General features: G+C 66.0%; 24 protein-coding genes. 8 read left to right on the forward strand and 16 right to left on the reverse strand.

Features of this window, described 5'->3' with window-relative positions:
* Nucleotides 1-339 precede the first annotated feature (339 nt).
* Nucleotides 340-663, forward strand: coding sequence for a 30S ribosomal protein S21 (rpsU, locus tag QX121_RS12320; RefSeq protein WP_315812053.1), 324 nt, complete (start codon nucleotides 340-342; stop codon nucleotides 661-663).
* A gap of 55 nt (nucleotides 664-718) precedes the next feature.
* On the opposite strand, the gene QX121_RS12325 is transcribed toward rpsU, so the two are convergent.
* The 11 genes from QX121_RS12325 to cobS form a co-directional block, all read right to left on the reverse strand.
* Nucleotides 719-907, reverse strand: coding sequence for a hypothetical protein (locus QX121_RS12325; RefSeq protein WP_315735157.1), 189 nt, complete (start codon nucleotides 905-907; stop codon nucleotides 719-721).
* A gap of 249 nt (nucleotides 908-1,156) precedes the next feature.
* Nucleotides 1,157-2,767 (reverse strand): ABC transporter ATP-binding protein, encoded by a 1,611-nt coding sequence (locus QX121_RS12330; protein ID WP_315812054.1) that lies wholly within the window; start codon nucleotides 2,765-2,767, stop codon nucleotides 1,157-1,159.
* A gap of 4 nt (nucleotides 2,768-2,771) precedes the next feature.
* A complete protein-coding gene (locus QX121_RS12335; protein ID WP_315812055.1) occupies nucleotides 2,772-3,611 on the reverse strand; it encodes an ABC transporter permease in 840 nt (279 codons plus the stop codon).
* The gene (locus tag QX121_RS12340; protein ID WP_315735163.1) at nucleotides 3,608-4,579 is read right to left on the reverse strand and encodes an ABC transporter permease; all 972 of its coding nucleotides are present in this window, start codon (nucleotides 4,577-4,579) and stop codon (nucleotides 3,608-3,610) included. Before QX121_RS12340 ends, QX121_RS12335 begins: the two co-directional genes overlap by 4 nt.
* Before the next feature lie 80 nt (nucleotides 4,580-4,659).
* Complete coding sequence (locus tag QX121_RS12345) at nucleotides 4,660-6,207, reverse strand: ABC transporter substrate-binding protein (RefSeq protein WP_315812056.1); 1,548 nt, start codon at nucleotides 6,205-6,207, stop codon at nucleotides 4,660-4,662.
* A gap of 324 nt (nucleotides 6,208-6,531) precedes the next feature.
* Nucleotides 6,532-6,957, reverse strand: coding sequence for a hypothetical protein (locus tag QX121_RS12350; protein ID WP_315735167.1), 426 nt, complete (start codon nucleotides 6,955-6,957; stop codon nucleotides 6,532-6,534).
* A 182-nt stretch (nucleotides 6,958-7,139) separates the two neighbouring features.
* Nucleotides 7,140-8,240, reverse strand: coding sequence for an LLM class flavin-dependent oxidoreductase (locus QX121_RS12355; RefSeq protein WP_315735169.1), 1,101 nt, complete (start codon nucleotides 8,238-8,240; stop codon nucleotides 7,140-7,142).
* A gap of 217 nt (nucleotides 8,241-8,457) precedes the next feature.
* The gene (locus tag QX121_RS12360) at nucleotides 8,458-9,570 is read right to left on the reverse strand and encodes an NADH:flavin oxidoreductase/NADH oxidase (protein WP_315812057.1); all 1,113 of its coding nucleotides are present in this window, start codon (nucleotides 9,568-9,570) and stop codon (nucleotides 8,458-8,460) included.
* 103 nt (nucleotides 9,571-9,673) lie between these two features.
* Complete coding sequence (locus QX121_RS12365) at nucleotides 9,674-10,750, reverse strand: esterase-like activity of phytase family protein (RefSeq protein WP_315812058.1); 1,077 nt, start codon at nucleotides 10,748-10,750, stop codon at nucleotides 9,674-9,676.
* A gap of 66 nt (nucleotides 10,751-10,816) precedes the next feature.
* Nucleotides 10,817-12,718, reverse strand: coding sequence for a cobaltochelatase subunit CobT (cobT, locus tag QX121_RS12370; RefSeq protein ID WP_315735175.1), 1,902 nt, complete (start codon nucleotides 12,716-12,718; stop codon nucleotides 10,817-10,819).
* A gap of 144 nt (nucleotides 12,719-12,862) precedes the next feature.
* Nucleotides 12,863-13,861, reverse strand: a complete 999-nt coding sequence (cobS, locus tag QX121_RS12375) for a cobaltochelatase subunit CobS (protein ID WP_315735178.1) — start codon at nucleotides 13,859-13,861, stop codon at nucleotides 12,863-12,865.
* A 294-nt stretch (nucleotides 13,862-14,155) separates the two neighbouring features.
* Here cobS and QX121_RS12380 point away from each other — a divergent pair, with 294 nt between their 5' ends.
* Nucleotides 14,156-14,812, forward strand: a complete 657-nt coding sequence (locus tag QX121_RS12380; protein ID WP_315783300.1) for a DedA family protein — start codon at nucleotides 14,156-14,158, stop codon at nucleotides 14,810-14,812.
* A 5-nt stretch (nucleotides 14,813-14,817) separates the two neighbouring features.
* Here the strand turns inward: QX121_RS12380 and QX121_RS12385 are convergent, their stop codons facing one another.
* Nucleotides 14,818-16,041 carry a citrate synthase family protein gene (locus tag QX121_RS12385; protein WP_315812059.1) on the reverse strand — a complete coding sequence of 408 codons (1,224 nt, stop codon included), beginning with the start codon at nucleotides 16,039-16,041 and terminating at the stop codon, nucleotides 14,818-14,820.
* An 81-nt stretch (nucleotides 16,042-16,122) separates the two neighbouring features.
* Between QX121_RS12385 and QX121_RS12390 the strand changes: the two genes are divergently transcribed.
* A complete protein-coding gene (locus QX121_RS12390; RefSeq protein WP_315783302.1) occupies nucleotides 16,123-17,211 on the forward strand; it encodes a citrate synthase/methylcitrate synthase in 1,089 nt (362 codons plus the stop codon).
* Between the two features lie 43 nt (nucleotides 17,212-17,254).
* On the opposite strand, the gene QX121_RS12395 is transcribed toward QX121_RS12390, so the two are convergent.
* Nucleotides 17,255-17,899 (reverse strand): J domain-containing protein, encoded by a 645-nt coding sequence (locus tag QX121_RS12395; protein WP_315756912.1) that lies wholly within the window; start codon nucleotides 17,897-17,899, stop codon nucleotides 17,255-17,257.
* Between the two features lie 110 nt (nucleotides 17,900-18,009).
* Between QX121_RS12395 and QX121_RS12400 the strand changes: the two genes are divergently transcribed.
* The gene (locus tag QX121_RS12400) at nucleotides 18,010-18,279 is read left to right on the forward strand and encodes a BolA family protein (protein WP_315797294.1); all 270 of its coding nucleotides are present in this window, start codon (nucleotides 18,010-18,012) and stop codon (nucleotides 18,277-18,279) included.
* Nucleotides 18,280-18,286: 7 nt separating this feature from the next.
* Here the strand turns inward: QX121_RS12400 and QX121_RS12405 are convergent, their stop codons facing one another.
* The 3 genes from QX121_RS12405 to QX121_RS12415 form a co-directional block, all read right to left on the reverse strand.
* On the reverse strand, nucleotides 18,287-19,591 hold the full coding sequence (locus tag QX121_RS12405) for an HlyC/CorC family transporter (RefSeq protein ID WP_315735190.1): 1,305 nt from the start codon (nucleotides 19,589-19,591) through the stop codon (nucleotides 18,287-18,289).
* 73 nt (nucleotides 19,592-19,664) lie between these two features.
* Entirely contained in the window at nucleotides 19,665-20,813 is a 1,149-nt protein-coding gene (gene aroB / locus QX121_RS12410) for a 3-dehydroquinate synthase (RefSeq protein WP_315812060.1), read from the reverse strand.
* The gene (locus QX121_RS12415) at nucleotides 20,810-21,475 is read right to left on the reverse strand and encodes a shikimate kinase (RefSeq protein ID WP_315735194.1); all 666 of its coding nucleotides are present in this window, start codon (nucleotides 21,473-21,475) and stop codon (nucleotides 20,810-20,812) included. Before QX121_RS12415 ends, aroB begins: the two co-directional genes overlap by 4 nt.
* A gap of 155 nt (nucleotides 21,476-21,630) precedes the next feature.
* Here QX121_RS12415 and QX121_RS12420 point away from each other — a divergent pair, with 155 nt between their 5' ends.
* The 4 genes from QX121_RS12420 (at nucleotide 21,631) to QX121_RS12435 (ending at nucleotide 25,869) form a co-directional block, all read left to right on the forward strand.
* Complete coding sequence (locus QX121_RS12420) at nucleotides 21,631-21,777, forward strand: histidine kinase (protein WP_315735738.1); 147 nt, start codon at nucleotides 21,631-21,633, stop codon at nucleotides 21,775-21,777.
* Nucleotides 21,778-21,948: 171 nt separating this feature from the next.
* The gene (gene xerD / locus QX121_RS12425; protein ID WP_315735196.1) at nucleotides 21,949-22,905 is read left to right on the forward strand and encodes a site-specific tyrosine recombinase XerD; all 957 of its coding nucleotides are present in this window, start codon (nucleotides 21,949-21,951) and stop codon (nucleotides 22,903-22,905) included.
* A gap of 219 nt (nucleotides 22,906-23,124) precedes the next feature.
* Nucleotides 23,125-24,087, forward strand: coding sequence for an acetyl-CoA carboxylase carboxyltransferase subunit alpha (locus QX121_RS12430; RefSeq protein WP_315756907.1), 963 nt, complete (start codon nucleotides 23,125-23,127; stop codon nucleotides 24,085-24,087).
* 294 nt (nucleotides 24,088-24,381) lie between these two features.
* Nucleotides 24,382-25,869, forward strand: a complete 1,488-nt coding sequence (locus QX121_RS12435) for a L,D-transpeptidase family protein (RefSeq protein WP_315812061.1) — start codon at nucleotides 24,382-24,384, stop codon at nucleotides 25,867-25,869.
* The last annotated feature ends 787 nt before the right edge of the window (nucleotides 25,870-26,656 follow it).

Consider the following 26,656-nt stretch of genomic DNA (forward strand, 5'->3'; position numbering starts at 1 on the left):
CTCAAGGTAGAGATTTTCTGGGGGAATACAAGGCCACGGGGCAAATATAGTTTGCCGAGAGCCGGAACCGTGAGTCGGCTCACGCTGGCAATATCAGCAAATTGCCCTTATCTTCACTGGACCATCGGTAACGGCCTGGCCATCGATGGCTGAGAGACACTCGTGCTCCCGCCTTCCGACGAAGGGGATCATCGTGTCTCGCACGTATTGTGCTCATCACATTGTGAGCAACACGTTTCATTGACGCCGCTCTGCTGAGCGCGCCGCTCCCCCGCCGCAGCGCCGATCGGCTTCGCCAACCTAATTTCATCGATAGAGATGAAGACAAGGAGGACACTTTTGCAGGTTCTTGTTCGTGACAACGACGTCGAGAAGGCGTTGCGCATCCTGAAGCGGAAGATGCAGCGCGAAGGCGTATTCCGCGAGATGAAGCGCCGCAGATCCTACGAGAAGCCATCGGAACGCAAGACGCGCGAGAAATCCGATGCGATCAGGCGCCAACGCAAAGTCGCGCGCAAGCTGGCCATCCGCGAAGGCCTGCTGCCTGCGCCGGTCAAGAAGGTACCTGCGTCGCGGCCGGGCGTGCTGCCCTCCGCGACCTCGACGCGCCCCGATCGTGATCGGCCGCGGGATTCACTCACCTCTGCAACGCCGCGCAGCTGAGCGAACGACGGCATGTCCGCCGAAAACGACGGACCCGACGGAAAGAGGCTGGCGTTCACGCCAGCTTTTTCGGTTGTTTACCGGCGTTGTCGGCCGCTTCGCGCGCCAGGCGCTCGGCCTTCAGTCGCTCGCGGTTCTGATCGAACGCGGTCTGAGCCTTTTCATAGTCGCTCCTCGGCGGCTCGGCCGGCTTGAAGGCCTTGTGAGCCTCGCGCACGGCGGCCGTTGGCTTGCGCTCCGACATGATGACAGTCCTCGTTGGAATGGTGAACGCCGCTGCGACATCCTGTCGAGACTGGCATAGCATAGGCACGGTTCAATGACGGCCTCGGGTAGACGGAGCCCGCTGTCTTGGCGCGGACCGGCTTGGACGACCACCCTGCGGCCTCATCGGGGCCCTTTCTATTATAATCCAAATACGCCGAAGATGTTGCAAGGAATTGAACCCGACCCGGTGCTCCATCGTTCCGACCGGCCGACGGCTTGCGCACAATCACGCCATCCCGTGCTTGCGGCCGGGCACGGCAGCGAGCAGCTCGCGCGTATAGGCGTGTTCGGGATTGGCGAACAGCGCCGCGGTCGGCTTCAGCTCGACGATCTCGCCCTTCTGCATGACGGCGATCCGATCGCAGATCTGCGCGGCCACCCGCAGGTCATGCGTGATGAACAGCATCGACAGACCAAGGCGCGCCTTCAAATCTTCCAGCAGCCGCAGCACCTGCGCCTGGACGGACACGTCGAGCGCCGACACCGCTTCATCCGCGACGATGATCTCCGGATCGAGCGCGAGCGCGCGCGCAATGCCGATGCGCTGACGCTGGCCGCCGGAGAATTCATGCGGGTAGCGGCCGATGGCGCCGGCGTCGAGCCCGACCATGCCGAGCAATTCCTGCGCGCGTTTCAGCGCTGCGTCGAGCGCGGTGCCGCGGGCGACCATGCCGTCGGCGATGATGCGGCCGACCTTGCGGCGCGGGTTGAGCGAGGCGAACGGATCCTGGAAAATCATCTGGATGCGATGACGCTGCGCGCGCAATGCGCGGCCGTCCAGCGCCGTGAGATCGACATCGCCGATCCGCACCGTGCCGCGATCGGCCTCGATCAGCCGCATCACCAGACGCGCAACGGACGACTTTCCTGAGCCGGACTCGCCGACGAGTCCGAGCGTCTCGCCCTGATGGATTGCGAAATTGACCGCATGCGCCGCGCGCGTCTCGCGCTTCGGACGGAACCAGCCGGTCAGCGTCACATAGGTCTTGTCGAGGCCGATCACCTCCACCGCCCGAGGCGCATCCTCGCGTGATTGACGCGGTGGCGGGTCGAACGACGGCACGGCCGCGAGCAGCGCCTTGGTGTAGTCGTGATGCGGCTGGCCGAGCACGGCGGCGGCCGTGCCCTCCTCCACCACCGTGCCATGGCGCAGCACCACGACCTGGTCGGCGATATCGGCGACGACGCCGAAATCATGGGTGATGAACATCACCGCCATGTTGTGGCTGGCCTGCAGGTTGCGGATCAGCTTGAGGATCTGCGCCTGGGTCGTGACGTCGAGCGCGGTGGTCGGCTCGTCCGCGACGAGCACGGCCGGCTCGAGCGCGAGTGCCATCGCGATCATCGCCCGCTGGCGCTGGCCGCCGGAGAGCTGATGAGGATAGGCGCGGATGATCCGCTCCGGATCTGGCAGCCCGACCTCACGCGCCAGCTCCAGCACCTTGGCGCGGCGCTCCCGGGGGCTCAGCAGATCATGCGCCTCGAACACCTCCATCAGTTGCTCGCCGATCCGCATCAGCGGATTGAGCGCGGTCATCGGCTCCTGGAACACCATGGCGATGCGGCGGCCGCGCAGATCGCGCCAGCCTTCGGCATCGACGGCAAGCAGGTCGCGTCCCTCGAAGCGGATCTCGCCGCTTTCGACTCTGACAGTATCCGGTAGCAGGCCGAGCAGCGCATGCGCGCACATCGACTTGCCCGAGCCGGATTCGCCGACCACGCAGACGATTTTGCCGGCGGTGAGATCGAACGAGACGCCGTCGACCGCATGGGCGCGCTCTGCGCCCGTCGGCAAGGCGATACGGAGGTTCCTGATGGCAACGACGGGATCGGCCATCTTCTCACCTGCCCTCGCGCGACAGGCGCGGGTTGAGCGCATCGTTCAGCCCCTCGCCGATCAGATTGAGGCCGAGCACCGACAGCAGGATCGCGACGCCAGGAAACACCGTGATCCACCACGCCTGACGAATGACGGTGCGACCGGCGCCGACCATGTAGCCCCAGGAGATCAGGTTGGGATCGCCGAGGCCGAGGAACGACAGCGAGGATTCCAGGAGGATCGCGGTCGCGACCATCAGCGAGGCCAGCACGATCACCGGCGACAGCGCATTGGGTAGAATCTCGCGCCAGATGATCCAGGCATTGCTCTGGCCGGTGACGATGGCCGCCTGGACATATTCGCGGGTACGCAGGCTCAGCACCTCGCCGCGGACGAGACGCGCCACCGGCGGCCAGCTGACCAAGCCGATCGCCGCGACGATCGAATAGATCGACGGCTGCAGGATCGCGACCAGCACGATGGCGAGCGCGAAGCTCGGGATGGTCTGGAAGAACTCGGTGAAGCGCATCAGCGCATCATCGACGCGGCCGCCGAAATAGCCGGCGATGGCGCCGAGCGGCACGCCGACGATCAGCGCAACGAGTGTCGAGACGAGACCGACCAGCAACGAGACGCGGGCGCCGAAGATCAGGCCGGCGAGCACGTCGCGTCCCAGCGCATCGGTGCCGAGCGGGACCTTCGACAGCGTGAACGGCGGAACGAACGGCCGCTGCACCATGCGCCATGGTGAATTGGGGAAGTAGACCGGCCCGGCCACCGCGATCACGATCGCCAGAACGAGAATGATCAGCCCGATGATGCCGCTCGGGCTGCGCAGCATGGTGCGCCGGAACTGCCTCATGAGGCGTACTCGATGCGCGGATCGACCAGTCGGTAGACGAGATCGGTGACGAGATTGAAGATCAGCACCATGGCCGAGGAGACCACGAACACGCCAAGCAGCAGGTTGTAGTCGCGTTGGATCAGCGCGTCGTACATCAGCCGGCCGATGCCCGGCCAGGCGAAGACCGTCTCGGTCAGCACAGCGCCGCCAACCAGGGTGCCGGCGTGAACGCCGGCGAGGGTCACCACCGGCAGCAGCGCGTTGCGCAGCACGTGGCGGCGCAGGATGACGCCATCGCGCAGGCCCTTGGCGCGCGCGGTCTTGACGAAGTCGAGCCGCTTGACCTCGAGCATCGAGGCGCGGGTCATGCGGGTGTAGGTCGCCATGAAGAACAGGCCGAGCGTGGCAGCCGGCATGGCGAGATGTGCGGCGACGTCGAGCGCGTGGCGGACTCCCGTATAGCCGGCACCGACCGTTTCATAGCCGAAGCTCGGCAACCAATCGACCCAGACCGAGAACAGCAGGATCGCGATCAGGGCGATCCAGAACAGCGGCGTCGCGTAGAAGATCAGCGCGAGCACGGTAATTGCAGTATCGAGGATCGTGCCAGCGAAGCGCGCGGCGAGCGCGCCGAACAGGATGCCGAGACCGAGCGAGATCGCGAACGCGGTGAGCGTCAGCAGCAGGGTCGCCGGCAGCCGCTCGGCGATCAGCCTGGCGACCGGCGCCTGCTGGCGGAACGAGAAGCCGAGGTCGAGGCTGGCGATGCCCTTGACGTAGATGAGGAGCTGTTCCGGCAGCGGACGGTCGAGGCCGAATTTTTCGCGCAACTGCGCCACGAAAATCTGGTCGGAGGCGCCGGCTTCACCGGCCATGACGACGGCCGGATCGCCCGGCGCCAGCCGGATCAGGAAGAAATTCAGCACGATGATGGCGAGAAGGACGATGACGCCTTTCACGACGCGCTGGGCGATGAAGGAGAGCATGAAAGGTCCGTGGAGGTCAGCTCGGCAAGACAGCGAAACACCGGAGCGCGGGGATCATGGCCGCGCCCCGGAACGCACCGCTATTTGTCGAGCCAGGCATCGCGAAAGCCGTCGTTGACGCCGATGCCAGTGGTGATGAGGTTCTTCACCTTGCACTTGGTGATGGTCGGGAACTGCAGCTCGAGCAGCCAGGCCACGGGTATGTCCTCAGCCAATATCTTCTGCACCTTGTCATAGGCCTCCTTGCGCTTGGCGTCGGTCGGCGCCGTGGCGCCCTCTGCAAACAGCTTGTCGACCTCCGAGTTGGAGTAGCCCTCGACGTTGTTGAACAGCTGGCCCTTGGCGATCGCCGAGGTGATGTAGTTGCGGGAGACGCCGAGCGCGGGATCGCCGTACTGATACAGATAGGTGAAGGCGATGTCGTAGTCCCACTCCATGATCTTCTGGTTGCCGCCCGGGACGTCAGTCGCGATCGTCTCGATGTTCATGCCGACATCCTGCAGGTTCTGCTTCACCGCCTCGCCCCAGCGCTGCCAGGTCTCGCCATAGGCCAGCGGCAGCATGCGGATCTTCTCGCCCTTGTAGCCGGCCTCCTTGAGCAGCGCCTTCGCCTTGGCCGGGTCATACGGATATTTCGGCACGTCGTCGCTGTAGAACTTGATGGTCGACGCCGACGGGCCGGTGGCCACCTTGCCGAGGCCGTTCCAGATCACGTCCTTGGCGAAGTCGCGGTCGATGGCGTACATGATCGCCTGGCGCACCTTCTTGTTGGCCAGGATCGGATTGCGGTTGTTGAGCCACATCCAGGCCAGCGGCGAGAAGAACTCCCAGCCGGCGCCGGTGACGCAGGCGCCGGGCAGCTTGGAGACGCGCAGCACGTCGAAATTCTCGATCGAGCCGCCCGGCAGCACGTCCACCTTGCCGGTCTCGAAGGCGACCGCGCGCGCGGCGGCGTCGGGAATGATCTGCCAGTAGACCTCGTCGAGATAGGGCTTGCCCTTCTCATGGTAGTTCGGATTTTTCACCATCCGGATGAAGGAACCCTTCTGCCATTCCTTGAACATGAAGGGGCCGGTGCCGACAGGCGCGTTATTGTTCGGATTGGTCTTGTAGTCGGTGCCCTCATACAGGTGCTTCGGCACCATCGGCATCGAGCCGACCTCGAAGATGCCGATGAAGGGACCGAACGGCTCCTTCAGCGTGAACACCACCGTGAGATCATCCGGCGCCTCGACTTTCTCGACCATCACGAGGTTGTTCCGGGCGCGCGCATGCGTCTGCTTCAGCATCTCGATCGAGAACAGCACGTCGGCCGAGGTGAACGGCTTGCCGTCGTGCCAGGTCACGCCGGGCTTCAGCTTGAAAGTGTAGACCTTGGCATCCGGGCTGATGGTCCAGCTCTCGGCGAGGCCGGGCAGCGGTTCGAGCTTGGGGCTGTAGCGCAGCAGGCCTTCGAAGATGTTGCCGGCGACCATCTGCGTCGGGCCGTTCTGGACCATCGCGAGCATCAGGCCGGGCGGCTCGGGCTGAATCACCGCGTTGACCACGCCGCCGATCTTCGGCTCCTCCGCTTGCGCCGCGGACAGTCCGCAGCCAATGACTACACCCAGCAGCACCCGTTTCAACATGATGAACTTCCCAAATGTCATTGCGGGCCGCGATGCATCAAGCGCGCCAAGGTGCGCGATATCGCCATGCGGCTTCTGATGTGATGCCTGCTCTGGGCGCATGGACTGTTGGATCGTCCGCGCGCAGCGCCGTAGAACGGACTCCAATACGACCGCGGGCAACGCTTTGGAAACGTCGCCAGGACCTGTGTCAGTCGCGCAATGCGCCCCCCGGACGACGCGGCTCACAGGTCGAGCCCCCCGATGCAAAGGCTCACACAATCGCGATCGCGGCCGCAAGATGAAACTCGCGACAGCGTTAGCCCAAAAATTGAACAGGGAAAATCAGCGCCGCAGACGCGCGATCGCGCCGGAAACGATCTGCATGATCACGCCGATGATCCAGCCGACCATGATCAGCGACGTCCAGACGATGTGCGGATCTTCGCGCAGGATAATGATGGCGACGGCGAAGAACGCCGTCAGGGTCGCAAGGAAGGTCCCGACGGCGCTCAGGAATTCGGCCGTATCGATCTTCGTCTCCGCAGGTGAGTCCTCGTCATGCGGATGAAAAGGGAGTTGCGGCGTGTCGATGCCGAGATAGAAGCCCAGTGCCCCAGATAGCATCATCACGATCAGGAAGCCCTGCGTGGTCAGCAACGGAACGCTGGAGCCGACATGCGCCCCGACGAAGACGCCGCAGGCGGCCCCCGCCAGAGCCAAACCCGAGCGTTCGAGGATATGGGCAAACTTCCTGACGCGAAACCGCATGACCTGCCCCCAAATGTCAGACCCGCCACGCGCATGCAGCGGATTCGACGCCTGGACCGTCCTAACGGCAAGACCGTCACCCAAACGTCAAATCTGAAGCTGCACTCGCGCGAAAATTTTAGCTACATTTCTTTTGACGCCAGCACTGCCCGAAAGGGAGGGCGAATGCTGGCGTCAACATATTAGGCGGCCCTGGTCAGGTCGGCATTGAGGTGGCTCAACCTCGGCATGACCTCCTGCTTCAAGAGGCGCAGCGAGTTGTGCCAGGCTTCCGGCCTGTGCTTGTAGTCGAAGCCGAACACGCACAGCGTGCCGAAGCCGCCGACCTCATGCCAGATCTTCTCGATCTTCTCGGTCACCGTGGCCGGCGAGCCGACGATCCAGTTGCGCTTGGCGCAATAATCCACCGTCACGTCGGAATCGGGCACATCGGGTGAGTGCTTCAGATAGTCCTTGAAGCCGAAATGACCGAGCAGGGGCAGGAAGTATTCGCCCATCATCCGTCCCATCATGTCGCCGGAGGACAAGCGCCAGGCTTCCTCGTCCGTATCGGCGACGAATACCTCGCGCACCAGCCGCCAATCGCTGCGGCTGGGCTTGCGGCCGGACTTGGCGGCGCCGGCCTCGACCGAGTCCCAGTGCGACGACACATAGGCGGGGTTGAGGTTGAGGCTCATCGGGATGAAGCCGCGCTCGCCGGCGAGCTTCAGCGTGTCGGAGTTCTTCGACAGGCCGGCGACGCCGATCGGCGGATGCGGCGTCTGGATCGGCTTGATGTGTGGCTTGAGGAAGTCGAACATCACATCGGGCTTGGTCACCGTCCAGTACTTGCCCTTGTACGTCCATGGCGCGTCCTCGGACCACATCTTCAGGATGATCTCCAGCGCCTCGCGCGTCATCTCGCGGTTCTGGCCGCTCATGCCGTCGACGTTGAACATCGCCCAGTCGCTCGGCAGGCCGGATGCGGCAATGCCGAAATTGAGGCGGCCGTCGGAGAGGTGATCGAGCATCGCGACGCGATTGGCGAGCTCGGCCGGGTGATGATAGGGCAGCAGGAAGCCGCCGGGCCCGAGCCGGATGTTCTTGGTTTCGCGGAAGGCCTGCGCCAGAATCAGGTCGGGCGCCGGATGCGGCTCCCAGGGCGCGGTGTGATGCTCGCCGATCCAGGCTTCCTGATAGCCGAGCTCGTCGAGCCACCGCAGGACCTGCAGGTCCCACTCCTGCCCCTCCTTCAATCCGCACTCCGGCGGATGCGAGGGCATCGTGAAATATCCGATTTCCATGGCGCTTTCCTCTCGCGTTTATATTGCGGCGCATCTTTGCGATGCGCTCATCGTCACGCGAGACGAAACACGACCAGACGAGTCGGCATCGCCGCACGTGGTCTGCGAAGTCTAGCACTTCGTCCGACAGCGACAATCGTCAGCCGTGTCGCGGGCGGAATGATGACCGCAGAATTTTGCAACGCTGATGCGCAACATTGCGGTCATCAATTGCACGTCAGCGTGCGCCGAACGTCGTCCTGCCGAACAGCTCCTTCTGCGTCGACGGCTGCGAGCGCCAATATTGCGGAGGTGCGGCGACTTGTCCGCCGAGCTCCGCTGCGGCATGCCAGCCCCAGCGCGGGTCATAGAGCATGCCGCGGGCCAGTGCGACCATGTCGGCCTTGCCCGAGGCCACGATCTCCTCGGCTTGCTGCGCCTGCGTGATGAGACCGACCGCAATGGTGGGAAGCGCCGTCGCCTGTTTCACGGCCGCGGCGAACGGCACCTGATAGCCGGGTCCGAGCGTGATCTTCTGCAACGGCGACACGCCGCCCGAGGAGACGTCGATCCAATCGGCGCCGCGGCGCTTCAGCTCTTGCGCAAACGTGATGGTCTGATCGAGATCCCAGCCGCCGTCGACCCAATCGGTCGCCGAGACGCGCACGCCGACCGGTCTGTCCGCCGGAAATACCGCCCGCACCGCATCGAACACGTCGAGCGGAAACCGCATGCGGTTTTCGAGCGAGCCGCCATAGGCGTCGCTGCGCTGGTTGGCGATCGGCGACAGAAACTGATGCAGCAGATAGCCATGCGCGCCGTGGAGCTCGATCGCGTCGATGCCGAGGCGCGCGGCTCGTTGGGCTGCGGAAACGAACGCATCGCACACCCGCTTCAGTCCGGCTGCATCGAGCTCCTGCGGCGCGAGTTCGCCATCCTTGTGCGGCAGGGCCGAGGGCGCGACCGTCTGCCATCCGCCGTCCGCGAGCGGAATCTGCTGTCCGCCATCCCACGGCTTGTGGCTGGAGCCCTTGCGTCCGGCATGAGCGAGCTGCATCGCGACCGCAGCCTTCGCATGTTTGCGAACCGAGGTCAGGATCGGCTTCAGCGCAGCTTCCGTCGCATCGTCCCACAGCCCGAGGCAGCCGGGGGTGATGCGCCCGATCGGCTCGACATGCGTCGCCTCGATGCAGAACATCGCCGCACCCGACAGCGCCAGCGTGTTGATGTGGGTGAAGTGCCAGTCATTGGCCGCACCATTCTCGGCCGAGTACTGGCACATCGGCGACACCATGATGCGGTTGGCGAGTTCGAGGTGGCGCAGCTTGATCGGAGAAAACAGGGCGCTCATGCTGAGTTCCAGGTTGCGACGGTGGACGCGATGATCTGATGGCGGCGAGTGTCGATCATGGACGAGGCGCGGTCAACGCGAGGCGCCGCAGCGGCGCCGCGGCTCACTCCACCAGCGTGAACTGCAGCAGCAGCGTGCGCTGGATCATCGAGAAATTGTCGTCGGACACCAGCGTCAGCACGGTCTCGCCCTCCGGCGTGACATGCGCATCGATGCCCTCGAGATTGTCGATCTCCTGCCCGAGATCGGCGGAGAAGATCGCCGGACCATCGACCAGCGCGCCCGGCGCGATCTGCGCAAGCATCAGCCGGCGGATTCGAATGCCGACCCCGTTGAACAGCGAGAACTTGCGTTCGAGCACCAGCAGATCGCCCGACGGCAGCAGCACGGCATCGCTGACGTCGAACTCGTTGCTGCGGACGATGCTGAACTGTCCCGCCGCGGGTCCGCCGATCAGGAAGGCGAGCAGATTGCCGTTCGGGTCCAGACCGCGCTCAGAGAGCGCGATCAGGGCGCCGGCGAGCGGCAGTCCCTTCGGCACGACTACCAACGCTTCCAGTCCCTTGTTGTGGGGCAGCCGCTTGGCGGCCGGCGGCAGCGGCACGATCTCGCCGCGCGAGCCGGTTCCGCCCTTGGCGAAATCGTAGCGCAGGAGCTGGTTGACGCGCTCGAGGCCGACATAGACGATGTCGCCATCGCGAGCGAGCGACTCGGAATCATACCAGCCGCGATCGGTGATGGGCCGTCCGTCCGGACCGAGCAGCGGCGCCGCTTCGACATCGGCGAGCCCCGCGATTTCGCGGCCGGAATAGGCAATGCGGCCGGTGAACCAGCCGCCCTTGTCGCTGACCGCGAGGAAGCGTTCACCCTTGGCATCGAGCCGGATGCCGGACAGGCCGCCGAAGCCGGGATAGGACGAGGTCAGCGCCACGCCGCTGCGATACTGCAGCATCCCGAAGCGCAGATGGGTCCTATCGCGGAGGTCGAACGCAGGCAGCGGTCGCGCATTGACCTCGATCTTCACCGGCGACGTGACGGAGTGCTCGTCGGAAGCTGCGCGTCTGCGGACAGGCGTCGGCGCGAGTTGCGCACGAGCCGTCGTGGACCATGCGAATGCCGACACTCCGCCGATGGTCAGCGCGAGAAAGCGCCTGCGGTCGGCAATCGCCTGCAGCGACATCGTCAGCGGAGCCCCCTCCCCCACCTCCTCCGAGGCGGAGGAGGGACGCAGCCGGCCGACGGCCGCTTACGAATGCAGCCTGCGCTTCTGCCCCGGCGCAGGCTGCGGCGCCGCGTGGGTCTCCGTGAACAATTCGGCGAGCTTCTCGGTGATGGCGCCACCGAGCTCCTCGGCGTCGACGATGGTCACCGCGCGACGGTAGTAGCGCGTGACGTCGTGGCCGATGCCGATCGCGATCAGCTCGACCGGCGAGCGAGTCTCGATCTCCTCGATGATGTGGCGCAGATGCCGCTCCAGATAGTTGCCCGGATTGACCGACAGCGTGGAGTCATCGACCGGCGCACCGTCCGAGATCATCATCAAGATCTTGCGCTGCTCGGTACGCCCGAGCAGGCGCTTGTGCGCCCAGTCGAGCGCCTCGCCGTCGATGTTCTCCTTCAGCAGCCCCTCGCGCATCATCAGGCCGAGATTCTTGCGCGCCCGCCGCCACGGCGCATCGGCCGACTTGTAGATGATGTGGCGGAGATCGTTGAGGCGGCCGGGGTTGGCCGGCTTGCCGGCGGCGAGCCACGCCTCGCGCGACTGCCCGCCCTTCCAGGCCCGCGTCGTGAAGCCGAGGATCTCGACCTTGACGCCGCAGCGCTCGAGCGTGCGGGCGAGAATGTCGGCGCAGGTCGCGGCCACCGTGATCGGGCGTCCGCGCATCGAGCCGGAATTGTCGAGCAGCAGCGTGACGACCGTATCGCGGAAGGTCGCCTCCTTCTCGCGCATGAACGACAGCGGCTGATAGGGATCGATGACCACGCGCGACAGCCGCGCCGGATCGAGGACGCCTTCCTCGAGATCGAACTCCCAGGCGCGGTTCTGCTGCGCCATCAGCCGGCGCTGCAGCCGGTTGGCGAGCCGCGCCACGATGCCTTGCAGGTGCGCAAGCTGCTTGTCGAGATAGGAGCGCAGGCGCTCCAGCTCGTCGTGGTCGCACAGGTCCTCCGCCGCGATGATCTCGTCGAACTTCGGCGCGAAGGCGTGATATTCGGGGCCGCGCGGCTCGTTGGCACCGCCGCGGTTCGGACGCGTCGCCTCACCCGGCGTCTCGTCGTCGCCGAGTTCGCCGTCATCGAGCGTGTCGGACGCCGAGGCCTGTGCCGCCTCCATGGCGCTCTCCGACATCTCGTCCGACGTCGTCTGCGCCTGGTCTGCGCTCATCTCCTGCGCAGCGTCGGATTCGGGCGAGCCCTCGGCGCCGGACTGCTCATTGTCGCCGTCGCGGTTGTCGTCGTTGTCCTCGTCCTCTTCCGAATCGGCGTTGCGTTCATCGCCGAGATCGAGCGCCGACAAGAGATCGTGGACGAGGTCGCCGAACTTGGCCTGGTCCTCGGTGAAGCGGCCGAGCTCATCAAGACGCTGGCCGATCCTGTCCTCCAGGAACGGACGCCAGAGATCGACCACCTTACGCGCCGCATTCGGCGGCGCCATGCCGGTGAGGCGCTCGCGCACCATCATGGCCAGCGCATCCGACAGCGGCGCGTCGGCACGGTCGGTGATCTCGTCATATTTGCCGCGATGGAAGTGATCATCGAGCATCGCCGTGAGATTCCTGGCGACGCCGGCCATGCGTTTTGCACCGATCGCCTCGACGCGGGCCTGCTCGACCGCCTCGAACACGCCACGCGCCTGCGGATTGCCCGGGATCAGCTTGCGATGGATTTTCGGATCATGACAGGCGAGCTTCAGCGCGATCGAGTCGGCATGGCCGCGCACCACGGCGGCGTCGCGCTTGGTCATCTTGCGCGCCGGCTCCGGCAGCCGGGCCTTGCCCGGCGCAAGGCCGGGACGCTCGGCCGCGAAGGAGACTTCGAGCTCGGGCGCCCTGGCGATCGCGCGCAGGCACCCCGTGACCGACCTCTTGAAAGGTTCGGTTGGTGCTTCCTTGACGCCAGGACGGGGCTTGTTGCTCGGTGTGGTCATCTGATTCCTGCGGCTATCGTCCCGGCGAACGCCAGGCCCGATAACCACCGGCGTTCGTTTGTTCGCACTCGCTCTCCCGCATCACCCGACGAGAGAGGCCGCGGCGTATGGGTCCCGGCCCGAGGCCAGGACGACGCCGGTGTGTCAGCTCAGCGCCACGTTGATGGAGGATTCCGGCAGCTCCGCATTGAAGCAGCGCTGATAGAATTCCGCGACCAGCGGACGCTCGAGCTCGTCGCACTTGTTGAGGAACGTCACACGGAAGGCGAAGCCGATGTCGCCGAAGATCTCGGAGTTCTCGGCCCAGGTGATCACCGTGCGCGGGCTCATCACCGTCGACAGATCGCCATTGGCGAAGGCGTTGCGCGTGAGGTCGGCGAGCCGCACCATCTTGTTGACGGTGTCGCGGCCCTGTGCGTTCTGATAGTGCTTGGCCTTGGCCAGCACGATCTCGACCTCCTCGTCATGGGCGAGGTAGTTGAGCGTGGTGACGATCGACCAGCGGTCCATCTGGCCCTGGTTGATCTGCTGGGTGCCGTGATAGAGGCCCGAAGTGTCGCCGAGCCCGATGGTGTTGGCGGTCGCGAACAGACGGAACGCCGGGTGCGGCTTGATCACCTTGTTCTGGTCGAGCAGGGTCAGCCGGCCCGACACTTCGAGCACGCGCTGGATCACGAACATCACGTCCGGACGGCCGGCATCATATTCGTCGAACACCAGCGCGACGTTGTGCTGCAGCGCCCAGGGCAGGATGCCATCCCGAAACTCGGTGACCTGCTTGCCGTCTCTGACCACGATCGCGTCCTTGCCGACGAGGTCGATACGGCTGATGTGGCTGTCGAGGTTGACACGCACGCACGGCCAGTTGAGTCGCGCCGCGACCTGCTCGATATGGGTCGACTTGCCGGTGCCATGGTATCCGGTCACCATCACACGGCGATTCTTGGCGAAGCCGGCCAGGATCGCAAGCGTCGTGGCGCGGTCGAAGCGGTAGTCGGCGTCGACCTCGGGGACATGCGGGTCGCTTGCGGAAAAAGCCGGCACCTCAAGGTCGCTGTCGATCCCGAACACCTGCCGCACCGACACCTTCATGTCGGGCACACCGGTCATCTCCTGCGCATTGGTCGTAGCGGCGGTCGTCATTCATCCTCCGGGGTCCCGGGCATTCCCGAAACCAGATTTCATGTTTGGCTGCGGTTGAAGGGCTTCGACGCCAGCCTAGCAGAGAGCACGCGCGGGCAGAAGCCTAAGCCTTGATCAAAGTTCCGTCGTTATATCATCGAGATAGGCATGAGTGGCCGTTTTCGAAAGGCTGCCCTGCGAATCGTGCCACCTTTTCGCCCACCGGCTCTTCCCAGGATCTCGACGTGGCACCCGGAGCCGGGGTTCCTACTTATCGAGGAGCTCCCGCCCACCCTCTCCACCAACAGGAACCGCGTGGCCCATCTGTTCGATCCCCTCATTGCCTTCGTCTCAGCGCATGCGGGACTGGCCTATCTCACCCTGTTTCTGGCCGCCCTGCTGGAGGCGATCCCGATCATGGGCTCGGTGGTTCCAGGCACGACCATCATCCTGGCGCTGAGCGCGTTGATTCCGGGCGGCGAGCTGACCCTGCAATGGGTGCTGGCGGCGGCCATCCTGGGCGCGGTGCTGGGGGACGGCGGGGCGTTCTGGATCGGCCATCGCAGGCAGCGCGAGATCCTGACGAGTTGGCCGTTCTCGAACTATCCGCGCCTAGTGGCGCAGAGCGAGGCCTTCTTCCACCGTTTCGGCACCCTGGCGATCTTCTTCGCCCGCTTTGTCGCGCCGATCCGCGCCGTCGTGCCGATCACGGCCGGCGCGCTCGACATCCCTCCGCCGCGCTTCTACGCCGTGAACATCCCTGCCATCGTGCTGTGGGCCTGCGCCCATGTCCTGCCCGGAGTATTCGCCGTGCAGCTGTTGCACCGCTATGGCGGCATTCCGCATCATAGCCATATCGCCAAATCCACCTGGATCATCGCGGCGATCGCCGGAACGATCGTGGTCTGGCTGGTCCTCAGATTGACGCGGAAGCGGCGCGAGACGCAGCTGGCGGCCGGCGCCGCGGATTAGAACGGCTACAGCGAATCCAACATGGCGCCGCGGCCGGGTGCGGGTCCGATATAGCGGGCGCGCGGGCGGATCAGGCGGCCATGCTGCAGCTGCTCGCAGGCGTGGGCGATCCAGCCGACGCAGCGGGCCATCGCGAACAGCGCCAGCTCGCTGCCGGCGGGCAGACGCAGACTATGCACCAGCACCGCAAGCGCGTAGTCGGTGTTAACGAACTCGCCGGTCGCCTCTGCGATCCGCTCCGGCACCTCGCGGGTGAATTTGCGCGGCGCGCCGGCCCGCGTCAGCGCCTCCAGCAGCGAGATCGCGCGCGGATCACCGCGCTTGTAGACGCCATGCCCGAACCCGGCGAAGCGCTCGCCCAGCGCCACCCGCTCGCGGATCAGCGGCGCGACATCGCGATCGATGAGTGCCTTCACCAGTTGCGAAGCCAGCACGCCGGCACCGCCGTGCTGCGGCCCTTTGAGCGCCGCAAGACCCGCGATGACGGCATCGTAGAGGCTGAGGCCCGTCGACGCCGCACAGCGGACGGTGAAGGTCGACGCGTTCAGCTCATGATCGGCAAGCAGCACCAAGGTGCGGCGGATCAGGTCCGGCGCATGTTCGTGTCCGGGCGCCCAGCTCCGCGCTACCTGAACATGGAGCGGATCGGCTGACGCGGGCTGGTTCAGCATGGTTGCGACCACAAGCCGAACGATGCGGGCGCCGACCAGCGCCCGACCGTCGGGTGCGCGGTTGAAGGCCGCGGGATCAGCATGTGTCGCCAGCGCCAGCACCGCGATGGCGCGGTCGATCGGCGCCGCGCGCCGCGCGGCATCGGCGATGAGACTCATCTCCTCCGACACGGCCGGAAGGTTGTCTGGCGCAAACGGATCGAGCGCGGTCACGTCCCACAACAGTGTCGCGGCATGCTCCAGCGTGTCGCGCGCGGCCAGGTCGACGCAATTGACGCCGCGATAGATCGGACCGGCTTCGGTGATCGTCGACACGGCGGAATCGAACACGGGGAGATCCGCATCGAAGCTGCGGAAAGCGCGCGGCTCGGGGGCCGGCGCACGACGCTCCTTCAGGGCGCGGATGTCCTCGGCGCGATAGCGGCTGCTGCGCGAGTTCGGCGACGGCTCGGAGCGGACCAGGCCGCGGCTGACATAGGCGTAGAGGGTGGCCGGCGAGATCGCGAGCTCGGCCGAAGCTTCACGGGCAGATAGGTAAAGTCCGCTGTCTTTTTTCATATTGATCAGCTTAATCAAGATTGATCAAGTTGTCGACTGGGCGGATCTTGCCGGCGTGACCATTCGTGAAGGAGACCCGCCATGACCATCCACCTCGGCAAGACCCCGATCGGCCTCGACGGCATCGCCGCCGCCGAGACCGTGCTCAGCCACGTCGACGGCCAGCAGGGAGAGCTCATCATCGCCGGCGCCCGTGTGGCCGATCTCGCCGCCGCCAACGGCTTCGAGGGCGTGACGGCCCGGCTATGGAGCGCAGCCACGAAGCGCACCGTCGGCGAGGCCGAGGTCCGCGCCAGCCTTGGTCGTGCCCGCGAGCGTGCCTTTGCCCGGCTGCCCGAGCTGCTCGCCGCGACCTCCGGCCTGTCGATCATCGACGGCTTCCGCGCCGCGGTCGCGGCGCTGCGCCACGAACCCGGGCTCGACGACGAAGCCACGATCGTCGGCGCCTGCCCGGTGATCGCCGGCGCCTTGGTCCAGCGCGCCCAGGGAGCGCAGCCGATTGCCCCCGACCCTGATGCCAGCCACGCCGCCGATACGTTACGGATGGTGCGTGGCGATAGGCCCGAGAGCGGGGAGGTGGCGGCCTTGGACACCTATCTCGTCACCGTCAGCGATCACGGCATGAACGCCTCGACATTCGCCGCGCGGGTCGTTGCGTCGACCCAGGCCGACCTGTTCGCGTCGGTGACCGCCGGCTATTGCGCGCTCACCGGCCCGCTGCATGGCGGAGCGCCGGAGCCGGTGCTGGAGATGCTCAATGCGATCGGGACGCGCGACCACATCAAGCCGTGGGTCGATGCGGCGCTCGGCCGCGGCGAGCGGCTGATGGGCTTCGGGCATCGGATCTATCGCGTGCGCGATCCGCGCGCCGACGTGCTCAAGGGCGCGATCGAGCGGCTGGCGGGCTGCGGGGCCGATCTGCCGTTTGCGAGCGAGGTAGAGGCTTACATCCGCCAAGCGCTGCGGCAGAAGAATCCGGAGCGGGTGCTCGACACCAATGTCGAATTCTTCACCGCCATCCTGCTCGATGCGCTGAAGATTCCGCGCCAGGCGTTCACGCCGATCTTCGCGGTGGCGCGTGCGGCGGGCTGGACGGCGCATGCCCGCGAGCAGCAGCGGACGGGGCGGCTGATCCGGCCCAGCTCGGCCTATATCGGGCCGAAGCCCTGAACCGTCGAGCGCGACGCGCGGCAGCCTCGCGCGCTGCCGCGCGTCAGCCCTTCACCACCGTCTTCAGGTAGTTGTAGGCCTTGATGATCTCGATCAGGCGATCCTCGGTGGAGCGGTCGCCGCCATTGGCGTCGGGATGGTGCTGCTTCACCAGCGCCTTGTACTTGACCTTGACGTCTTCGAGCGTCGCATCGGGACCAAGGCCCATCACCTGCAGCGCCTTGCGCTCGGCGTTGAAGACCTTGCGCGTCTCGGCCTTGGGGGCCGACTGGGGATCCGGACGCCAGCTGCCGCGGCCGTTGATCTCGGCGAAGACGCTGAACGGATCGGCGGCATCGCCGAGATCGCCCTCGGCGCTGCCGGTGCCGCGCTTGGCCGATGTGTTGGCACCCATCTTCCAGGTCGGGCGATGCCCGGTCAGCGCATCCTTCTGATAGCGCGCGACCGCCTCGGCGTTCATCCCCGAGAAGAAATTATAGGACTGGTTGTACTCGCGCACGTGGTCGAGGCAGAAGTGCCAATACTCGCGCACGTTCTCGCGTCCCTTGGGCGCGCGGTGCGAGCCCTTGTTCTTGCAATCCGGCCACTGACAGGGCTGGGCCTCCTCGCGCACCACCGGCTGCCGCGCAGCCTGCTTCTTGGGCTTGATGCGGATGGAGTCGAAGAATTTGTTTGAATCGATCGCCATGGCGGACTTTGACTACGCAACGCCGAAAGCTTCAAGTCTTGACATTGCGAATACCTCTGGCGGGGACCGCCGATTGACGAAAAATAATTTGATGCGTATTTCCAGAGACCATGCGGACCCGAGATGCTATCATCGAAAAGTTGCGCGAAGCTTTCTCGCCGGAAAGCCTCGATGTTCAGGACGAATCACATCTGCACGAAGGCCATATGGGCCATCAGCCGAGCGGTGAGACCCATTTCCGCGTGTATATTGTGTCGCAGGCCTTCGCCGGCAAGAGCCGTGTCGATCGCCACCGCCTGATCAACGCCGCATTGGCAGCGGAACTTGCCGGCTCGGTGCACGCGCTCGCGCTGCATGCGAAGGCGCCGGGCGAGGCTTGATCCCCAATTAGAACGCCGTGCCTGCACGGCGCGGCCGCGTCTCCTCGGTTTCGCCGCGGGGCACCGGTACGATGCGCAGCGCGGTGATGCGATTGCGCTCCCGGCGCAGCACGCGAAAGCGGAAGCCGTAGAACGTGAAGCTCTGGCCGCGCTCGGGGATCGAGCGCGCCTCGTGAATCACGAGACCTGCGACAGTGGTCGCCTCCTCGTCCGGCAGCGTCCAATCCATCGCGCGATTGAGATCACGGATCGGCACCGATCCATCGACGACGACGGATCCGTCCGGCTGCACGCGCACGCCGGCGACCTGCACGTCCTGCTCGTCGGAGATGTCGCCGACGATTTCTTCCAGGATGTCCTCGAGCGTGACGATGCCTTCGACCTCGCCATACTCGTCGACCACGAGCGCGAAATGCGTCTTGCGGCGGCGGAACGCTTTCAGCTGTTCCGACACCGAACGCATCTCCGGCACGAACCAGGGCGGCAGCGCCAGCGAGGCGACGTCGATGTGCGACACATCGCCCTCGGCGGCGCGGATCGCACGCAGCAGGTCCTTCGCATGCAGCACGCCGATGATGTTCTCCGGCGTGCCGCGCCACAGCGGGATGCGGGTGTACTCGGTGGCGAGCACCTCGCGCACCAGTTCCTCCTGCGGCAGGTCCGCATTCACCATCACCATCTCGGTGCGATGGACCATCACGTCGGATACCTGCAATTCGCGCAAGTCGAGCAGGCCGCCGAGCATGTCGCGGTCCTGCTTCTCGACCTTGCCTTCATGATGCAGGAGATCGACGGCGCCGCGCAGGCGTTCGGTCGGCGACAGGATCGGCTGATTGGCCCCGACCTTGAAGCCGATCAGCCGCATCAGCCCACGCACGATCGCTTCGATCACGGCCAGCACGGGACCGAGCACGATCACGGCGGCCCGCATTGGTCTGGCAACCGTGAGCGAGACGCGATCGGGCGCATTGATCGCGATCGTCTTCGGCAGCACCTCGGCGAAGATCACGACCAGCGCGGTCATCACGCCGGTCGCATAGAGCACGCCGACCTCGCCGAACCAGGCGGTGAAGATGCCGGTCGCCAATGCGGACGCGGCGATATTGGCGATGTTGTTGCCGAGCAGCAGCGCGCCGATCAACCGCTCGCGCATGTCGAACAGGCTCGACACCACATCGGCGTCGCGATTGCCCTGCTTCGACAGCCGCAGCATCGAGGCGCGGGAGGCACCGGTCAGCGCGGTCTCGCTCAGCGCAAAGAAGGCCGAGGCGGCGAGGAGGATGATGACGACGGAGAGTGTGATCCAGTCCATGACGCCGATGTCGCTCTGTAGGGAGGCCGCCGATGATCCGTTGGCACTGCTCAACACGGCGTAAAGCCCAGGATCAGCTTCTGCTGCGCAATTTGGCCTGCAGGAAGTCGCGAACGCGCGCCGGATCGACGTCCTTCGCGATGACGGCGCGGCCGATGGCTTCCATCAGGATGAAGGTGAGCTTGCCCCGCTTGACCTTCTTGTCCTGCGCCATCAAGGCCAAAAGCCGGTCGGCGTCGCCGATCCCCTCCTGGGCGAAGCCGGCGATGTCCTGCAGATGGGTCGGCAGACCGACCGCGGCAAGGTGACGCTCGATGCGTGTGACGTCGTCGGGCGGCAGCATGCCGAGCTCGGCCGAGAACTGCGCCGCCAGCACCGCGCCAACCGCGACGCCCTCGCCGTGGAACAGCCGGTCGGAGAAGCCGGTCACGGCCTCCAGCGCATGGCCGAACGTGTGGCCGAGATTGAGCAGCGCCCGATCACCGGTCTCGCGCTCGTCGCGGGCGACGATCGCCGCCTTGGCGCGGCAGGAGGTTGCAACCGCGTGCTCGCGCGCCGCACCGCCCTTGACGACGTCGGCGTGGTTGGCTTCCAGCCAGGCGAAGAAGCTGGCATCGCCGAGCAGGCCGTATTTGGCGACCTCGGCATAGCCGGCGCGGAACTGGCGCGGCGACAACGTGTCGAGCACCGCGGTGTCGGCGATCACCAGCACCGGCTGGTGGAAGGCGCCGAGCAGGTTCTTGCCCTGCGGCGAGTTGATGCCGGTCTTGCCGCCGACGGAGGAATCGACCTGCGCCAGCAGCGAGGTCGGGACCTGCACGAAGTCGACCCCGCGGCGCAGGATGGCGGCCGCGAAGCCGGCGAGATCGCCGACCACGCCGCCGCCGAGCGCGACGACGAGGTCGTTGCGCTCGATCTTGGCGGCGATCAGTGCCTCGCTGACCTTCTCGAGGCCGGCATAGGTCTTGGAGCCCTCGCCCTCCTCGACCACGATCGTGGACGACGGGATTCCCGCCTCCGCCAGGATCGCCTCGGTCGGCTTCAGCCAGTGCGCGGCCACGGTGCGGTCGGTGACGATGGCCGTCCGGACACCCGGCCGCAGCGCCGAGATGCGCTGGCCAAGCGAGGCGAGCACGCCACGGCCGATGACGATGTCATAGGCGCGCTCGCCGAGCGCGACGTCGACGATGATCGGATCGGAATGCTTCAGTGGTGCCGTCATCGGAGCGCGCCCATCGCCTGCGGAGGATCGGATTGAACTGGATCGGGTTGTGGTCCGGTGGGCCTCGCCGCGGTCTCCGGTGGAGAGAAGAACGCCTGCAGCGCCTCCAGGCAGTCCTCGACGACCCGGTCGTGCGGCACGTCGCGCGAGAAGATCGTGAGGTCGGCGAGCTGGTAGACCGGCTCACGCTCGGTCAGGAGGCGCGCGACGGTGCCTTCGGGATCAGCCGTCTGCAGCAGCGGGCGGTCGGCCCGCCGCCGGACGCGGCGCATGATCACGTCGGCATCGGCCTTCAGCCACACCGAGACCGCCTTCTCCTGGATGCGCCGCCGCGTATCCTCGCGCATGAAGGCGCCGCCACCGGTTGCCAGCACCGCCGGACCATTTTCGAGCAGGCGGGCGATCACCCTCGCCTCGCCGTTGCGGAAATAGTCCTCGCCGCGCGACTCGAAGATTTCCGGTATGGTCATGCCGGCTGCGGTCTCGATCTCGGTATCCGCATCGACGAACGGCAGCCGGAGCCGCGCCGCGAGCCGCCGGCCCACGGTCGACTTGCCGACCCCCATCATGCCGACCAGCACGATCAGCCGCTTGCCGAGGCCTGCGAGAATCGCGGCCTCCTGGGCGACAGGTCCAGATGCTGGTTGCGTCGGTTCGGTCATTTCTCCGCTTCTAACCCAGGCCCTGCTGCTTTCAAAGGCATCCTGTTCCGCTCCCCGAGCCAAGGCGAGCTGCCCGGTCTGCCCGACGGGCTTGCAAGGCCGATGCGAACATGTTGGATGAAACTATTCCCTTTCTGGTGGCCTGCGCGACCGACATGCCCAGCCTGTTCCGCTTCCTGACCGTCATCGCCATCATCGTCGGCGTGGTCTATGGCGCGATCTACGCGCTGGCGAATTTCGTCAACCCGAAGCCGCGCGAGATGACGGTGACGATCCCGCCGGACAGGTTCCAGAAGAGATGATCGGCACCGCTGCGGCGAACCGAAAAGCCACAGGGCATTGATTAAGAATTTTACGATTGTCTGAGGCGGCCGGGCGCCGCGATATCGGCCAGATTTGCAGTCACCGCTCGACGTGCCGGCACGAATACCTCGTAGTGATTCGATCGCCTCGGACGCAGCGGATTTCACGACATGAAGGTCAAGGCCTCCGACGCCAGGCTGATGAGCCTGTTCCTCGACATGATGGCCGCCGAGCAGGGCGCCGGTCAGAACACGCTGGACGCCTATCGCCGCGACCTCACCGATCTCTCCGACTTTCTCGGCGGCAAGGCCAACGGCTTCGCCACGGCCGACACCCAGGCATTGCGCGACTATCTCGCCGATCTCGACACCAGGGGCTTCAAGTCCTCCAGCGTGGCGCGGCGGTTGTCGGCGATGCGACACCTGTTTCGCTTCCTGCTGAGCGAGCGCATCCGCAGCGACGATCCCGCCGCGATCCTGTCCGGCCCGAAACGCGGCCGGCCGCTGCCCAAGGTATTGTCGATCGGCGATGTCGACCGGATGCTGACCCGCGCGAAGGAGCTGAGCGAGGGCACGGACGCTTCGCCGGCGCAGCGGCTGCGCGCGCTGCGGCTGTATTGCCTGCTCGAGGTGCTCTACGCGACCGGCTTGCGCGTCTCCGAGCTGGTGGCGCTGCCGCGGACGGCCGCCCGCAACGATGCCCGCATGATCGTGGTGCGCGGCAAGGGCAACAAGGAGCGGCTGGTACCGCTGAACCAGGCCTCGCGCCAGGCGATGGCCGACTATCTCGCCGCCCTGGATGCGCTGAAGCCCGAGAAGAAGGCCAGCGCGACGTTCGGCAAATGGCTGTTTCCCTCGTTCGGCGAGAGCGGCCACCTCACCCGCCAGCACTTCGCCCGCGACCTCAAGGAGCTGGCGGTGGCGAGCGGCCTGCCAGCCCGGCTGGTGTCGCCGCACGTGCTGCGCCATGCCTTCGCCAGCCATCTGCTGCACAACGGCGCCGACCTGCGCATCGTCCAGACCCTGCTCGGCCACACCGACATCTCGACCACCCAGATCTACACCCATGTGGTCGAGGAACGGCTCAAGAGCCTGGTGCGCGACCTGCACCCGCTGGCCGAGACCTGACGTCGCTTCACACCTTCCCGAAACCAAATCCGCCGGCGTGACGCCCGGCCGGCTTGACTTCGCGCCCGTCTGCCCTGAAAGAGCGCCATCCTGCCCGCGATCCCGGCGCGATGCCGGGAGGCTGGGCACCGATCGTACCCTAAGCTCCTGAAGTCCTTCGGCTTCAGGTCCGAAGGCCGAACCGATTTCGTCTCCCAGCGCTCTTCCTTCAGCTCTTCCATGCCGGATCCCATGCGCAGCTACCTCGATTTCGAAAAGCCTGTTGCCGAGCTCGATTCCAAGGTCGACGAACTCCGGGCGATGGCCGCCTCCGGCACCGATATCGGCGAGGAGGTCAGCCGGATCGAGGAGAAGGCCGGCCAGGCGCTGGCCGAGCTCTACGCCACGCTCACGCCGTGGCAGAAGACCATGGTGGCCCGCCATCCGCAGCGGCCGCACTTCACGGACTTCGTGGGCGGGCTGATCACCGAGTTCACCCCGCTCGCCGGCGACCGCAAGTTCGGCGAAGACGCCGCTTTGCTCGGCGGCTTCGGCCGCTTCCGCGGCGAGCCGATCTGCGTCATGGGCCAGGAAAAGGGCGCCACCACCGAATCCCGCCTCAAGCACAATTTCGGCATGGCCCGCCCGGAAGGCTACCGCAAGGCGGTCCGCCTGATGGAAATGGCCGAGCGGTTCGGCATCCCCGTGCTGTCGCTGGTGGATTCCGCCGGCGCCTATCCCGGCATCGGCGCCGAGGAGCGCGGCCAGGCCGAGGCCATCGCGCGCTCGACCGATGCCTGCCTGGCGCTCGGCGTTCCCAACGTCGCGATCATCACCGGCGAGGGCATGTCGGGCGGCGCCATCGCGCTGACCACCGCCAACCGCGTCCTGATGCTGGAGCATGCGATCTACAGCGTGATCTCGCCGGAAGCCGCCTCCTCGATCCTCTGGCGCGACGGCACCAAGGCGCAGGAAGCCGCCAACAGCATGAAGATCACCGCCCAGGACATGCTGCGCTTCGGCGTGGTCGACACCATTCTCAAGGAGCCGGTCGGCGGCGCCCACCGCGATCCCGCGGCGATGATCGCGGCCACCGGCGAGGCGATCGCCCAGGCGCTTGACGAGCTGAAGGGCCTCGACGCCGACGCCATCCGCAAGCAGCGCCGGCAGAAGTTCATCGAGATCGGCCGCAAGCTCGGCTGAGCGGGCGGGAGCCGAGCGCTCGGCGCTCGCGGTTTTGTGAGTCTTTCCAGCCGTTTGGCCGCATTTCGGCCCCGCCGGCGGGCTCTGCTGTTTAGAAGTTGTTGACCAAAGCGGCCAGGGCCTCGCGGCTCCACCGGAGCGCGGGTTGCGGGTCGTGGGGTCAAAGGCTACAATTTTAATCAATGGTTTGACGGCATGACGCAGGGTCGACCCGTGATTTATCCAGCTTTCGGGCCGATCGGGTGAGATGAGACTGGGGTGTTGCGGCATGCCGGGTTTGCGGGGAGCATTGTCTTGATCAACCGCGCTTTCGTCCGGGTTCTGATGACCTCGGCGGTGTTGGCCGCCGGTGCGCTGCTGACGGGTTGCAACAGCGATCAGGTCGCGCTCGCCACCAACGCCAAGGCCAACCAGCCGGTGTCGCCGAAGCTCGTCGCGACGATGGGCGAGAAGGACATGGATCTGCAGTCGCCGATCCTGGTCCGCGTGTTCAAGCAGGAGGCCGAGCTCGAGGTCTGGAAGCAGGACCGCTCCGGCAAGTTCGCGCTGCTCAAGACCTATCCGATCTGCCGCTGGTCCGGCGACCTCGGACCCAAGGTGCGCGAGGGCGACCGCCAGGCGCCGGAGGGTTTCTACTCGATCAATCCAAGCCAGATGAATCCGCAGTCGGCCTACTACCTGTCCTTCAACACCGGCTATCCGAACGCCTTCGACAAGGCGCTGGGCCGCAGCGGCTCGCAGCTGATGGTGCATGGCGACTGCTCCTCGCGCGGCTGCTTCGCCATGACCGACGAGCAGATCGCCGAGATCTATGCGCTTGGGCGCGAGTCGTTCTTCGGCGGCCAGCGGGCCTTCCAGTTCCAGGCCTATCCGTTCCGGATGACGCCGGTGAACATGGCCAGGCACCGCAACAATCCGAACATGCCGTTCTGGCGCATGATCAAGGAAGGCTACGACCATTTCGAAGTCACCCGGCAGGAGCCGAAGGTCGACTTCTGCGAAAAGAAGTACGTCTTCGACGCCCAGAAGCCGCCGGGCGCGACGCATGATCCGGTGTTCGACGCCGCCGCCAAGTGCCCGGCCTATGTCGTTCCCGACGAGATCACCGCCGCCGTGCGCGACAAGCAGCAGGCGGACGAGGTGGAATACGCCAAGCTCGTCGCCAAGGGCACGCCGGTCGCGAAGCTCAACACCGGCATCGATGGCGGCATGAATCCGATCTTCGCCAGCCGCGTGCCGGGCGCCTCCACCGGCCTGTCCGATGCCGGCGAAGCGCCGGGACTGTCGCTCGCCAACTTCTCGCCGGCGCCAGGCACGATCCCCGGTCATGTCAACCCGCCGCGCGCGCCCGGCGCCGACGAGGTCGCCGCGATGCCGGCCAGTGCGACTCCGGCTCCCGCAGCGGCGCCCTCCACCCGCGTGGCAGCCGTCAGTGCGCCGGAGAAGCCGAGCTTCATGTCGAGCCTCGCCCGCAAGGTTGGGATCGGCGGCAATGCGGCGGCCGACACCAAGGCTGCGACGGCGAAGCCCGAGACCAGGACCGCGGAGGCCAGGCCCTCGGAGATCAAGCCCGCCGAGATCAAACCTGCGCCCAAGCCGGTCGCGGCCAAGCCGGCCGAGGCCAGGCAGGCTGCCGCGCGGCCGCCGTTCAAGCCCGCCAGCAGCGACGCGCCTACCACCACGGCGTCGGCGCCGGCACAGACCCAGACCGCACTGGTCTCCGGCGCCGTCCCGGTGCTGCAGTCGAACTCGTTCGACAGCCGGTTCTCGGGATTCAAGTAGTAAGCCGTCCATCGAGCGCCGCTTTTTTGCGAGACACCGAGGGCCGCCGGACGCGCGCAAGCTAGCCGCGCGCTCGGTGCCACCCTCCCCTGGAGGGGGAGGGTCGATCGCACGCGAAGCGGGCGAGCGGGGTGGGGTGATCTCTCCACGCATGCTTTTGCGCGCGGAGACATCACCCCACCCCGCCTCACGTTTCGCTTCGCTCCTCGTGAGGCGACCCTCCCCCTCCAGGGGAGGGTGAGCACCGCGTTTGTGGTGCCGTCGTGGTCAGCAATCTCAAACTGCATTTGGGGATGCGCGTCATTGTCCTCGCGGCGCTCTTGGCGTCTGAGTGATGCATCGATCTCACCCTCCTCCGAAGCGAGGGTGCAGGGAAGGCCGGACCTCGACTGAGGCCCGTGGCCCGCCTGCGAAAAAAATGCAGGCGGCAGGTACCACAGGTCCAGCCGGACGACCCGGCCCTCCCTGCGCGATAGTCTTAACGGCTGCTTCGCGATCTCCCTGGGGACCGGGCTGTCTTGCCCCCATCACCGGCGAGATGCGCGGGGCATCATCAGCCGACTTGACCTCAGCATCGGGAGGCCAGGACCACGCGACTTGACCGTGCGAGCCGATGTTGTTCGTCCGCGCGAATGATCACGCTGCAAACCGGCCCGCCCATCGCATCCCGCACTCCACGCTTCGTGACGACCGCGCAGCGCCCCTCGTCGATGAGGCGGGACGAACGGAATAAATCACGAAATTCCGAAAACGAGAAGCGGCATATTTTTGCTAAGGGGACTGGACA

The sequence above is a fragment of the Bradyrhizobium sp. SZCCHNR2028 genome (assembly GCF_032380995.1).
Classification (GTDB): Bacteria; Pseudomonadota; Alphaproteobacteria; order Rhizobiales; family Xanthobacteraceae; genus Bradyrhizobium.

Bases quoted from the DNA above. Each gene is read 5' to 3' on its own strand.
- QX121_RS12400 (WP_315797294.1), top strand. From the start codon at position 18,010: ATGCGGACCCGAGATGCTATCATCGAAAAGTTGCGCGAAGCTTTCTCG.
- QX121_RS12430 (WP_315756907.1), top strand. From the start codon at position 23,125: ATGCCGGATCCCATGCGCAGCTACCTCGATTTCGAAAAGCCTGTTGCC.
- QX121_RS12365 (WP_315812058.1), bottom strand. From the start codon at position 10,750: ATGTCGCTGCAGGCGATTGCCGACCGCAGGCGCTTTCTCGCGCTGACC.
- QX121_RS12360 (WP_315812057.1), bottom strand. From the start codon at position 9,570: ATGAGCGCCCTGTTTTCTCCGATCAAGCTGCGCCACCTCGAACTCGCC.
- QX121_RS12390 (WP_315783302.1), top strand. From the start codon at position 16,123: ATGACCATCCACCTCGGCAAGACCCCGATCGGCCTCGACGGCATCGCC.
- QX121_RS12350 (WP_315735167.1), bottom strand. From the start codon at position 6,957: ATGCGGTTTCGCGTCAGGAAGTTTGCCCATATCCTCGAACGCTCGGGT.
- QX121_RS12420 (WP_315735738.1), top strand. From the start codon at position 21,631: ATGCCCAGCCTGTTCCGCTTCCTGACCGTCATCGCCATCATCGTCGGC.
- QX121_RS12345 (WP_315812056.1), bottom strand. From the start codon at position 6,207: ATGTTGAAACGGGTGCTGCTGGGTGTAGTCATTGGCTGCGGACTGTCC.
- xerD (WP_315735196.1), top strand. From the start codon at position 21,949: ATGAAGGTCAAGGCCTCCGACGCCAGGCTGATGAGCCTGTTCCTCGAC.
- QX121_RS12325 (WP_315735157.1), bottom strand. From the start codon at position 907: ATGTCGGAGCGCAAGCCAACGGCCGCCGTGCGCGAGGCTCACAAGGCC.
- QX121_RS12330 (WP_315812054.1), bottom strand. From the start codon at position 2,767: ATGGCCGATCCCGTCGTTGCCATCAGGAACCTCCGTATCGCCTTGCCG.
- QX121_RS12385 (WP_315812059.1), bottom strand. From the start codon at position 16,041: ATGAAAAAAGACAGCGGACTTTACCTATCTGCCCGTGAAGCTTCGGCC.
- aroB (WP_315812060.1), bottom strand. From the start codon at position 20,813: ATGACGGCACCACTGAAGCATTCCGATCCGATCATCGTCGACGTCGCG.
- QX121_RS12405 (WP_315735190.1), bottom strand. From the start codon at position 19,591: ATGGACTGGATCACACTCTCCGTCGTCATCATCCTCCTCGCCGCCTCG.
- QX121_RS12395 (WP_315756912.1), bottom strand. From the start codon at position 17,899: ATGGCGATCGATTCAAACAAATTCTTCGACTCCATCCGCATCAAGCCC.
- QX121_RS12335 (WP_315812055.1), bottom strand. From the start codon at position 3,611: ATGAGGCAGTTCCGGCGCACCATGCTGCGCAGCCCGAGCGGCATCATC.
- QX121_RS12340 (WP_315735163.1), bottom strand. From the start codon at position 4,579: ATGCTCTCCTTCATCGCCCAGCGCGTCGTGAAAGGCGTCATCGTCCTT.
- cobT (WP_315735175.1), bottom strand. From the start codon at position 12,718: ATGACCACACCGAGCAACAAGCCCCGTCCTGGCGTCAAGGAAGCACCA.
- cobS (WP_315735178.1), bottom strand. From the start codon at position 13,861: ATGACGACCGCCGCTACGACCAATGCGCAGGAGATGACCGGTGTGCCC.
- QX121_RS12415 (WP_315735194.1), bottom strand. From the start codon at position 21,475: ATGACCGAACCGACGCAACCAGCATCTGGACCTGTCGCCCAGGAGGCC.
- QX121_RS12355 (WP_315735169.1), bottom strand. From the start codon at position 8,240: ATGGAAATCGGATATTTCACGATGCCCTCGCATCCGCCGGAGTGCGGA.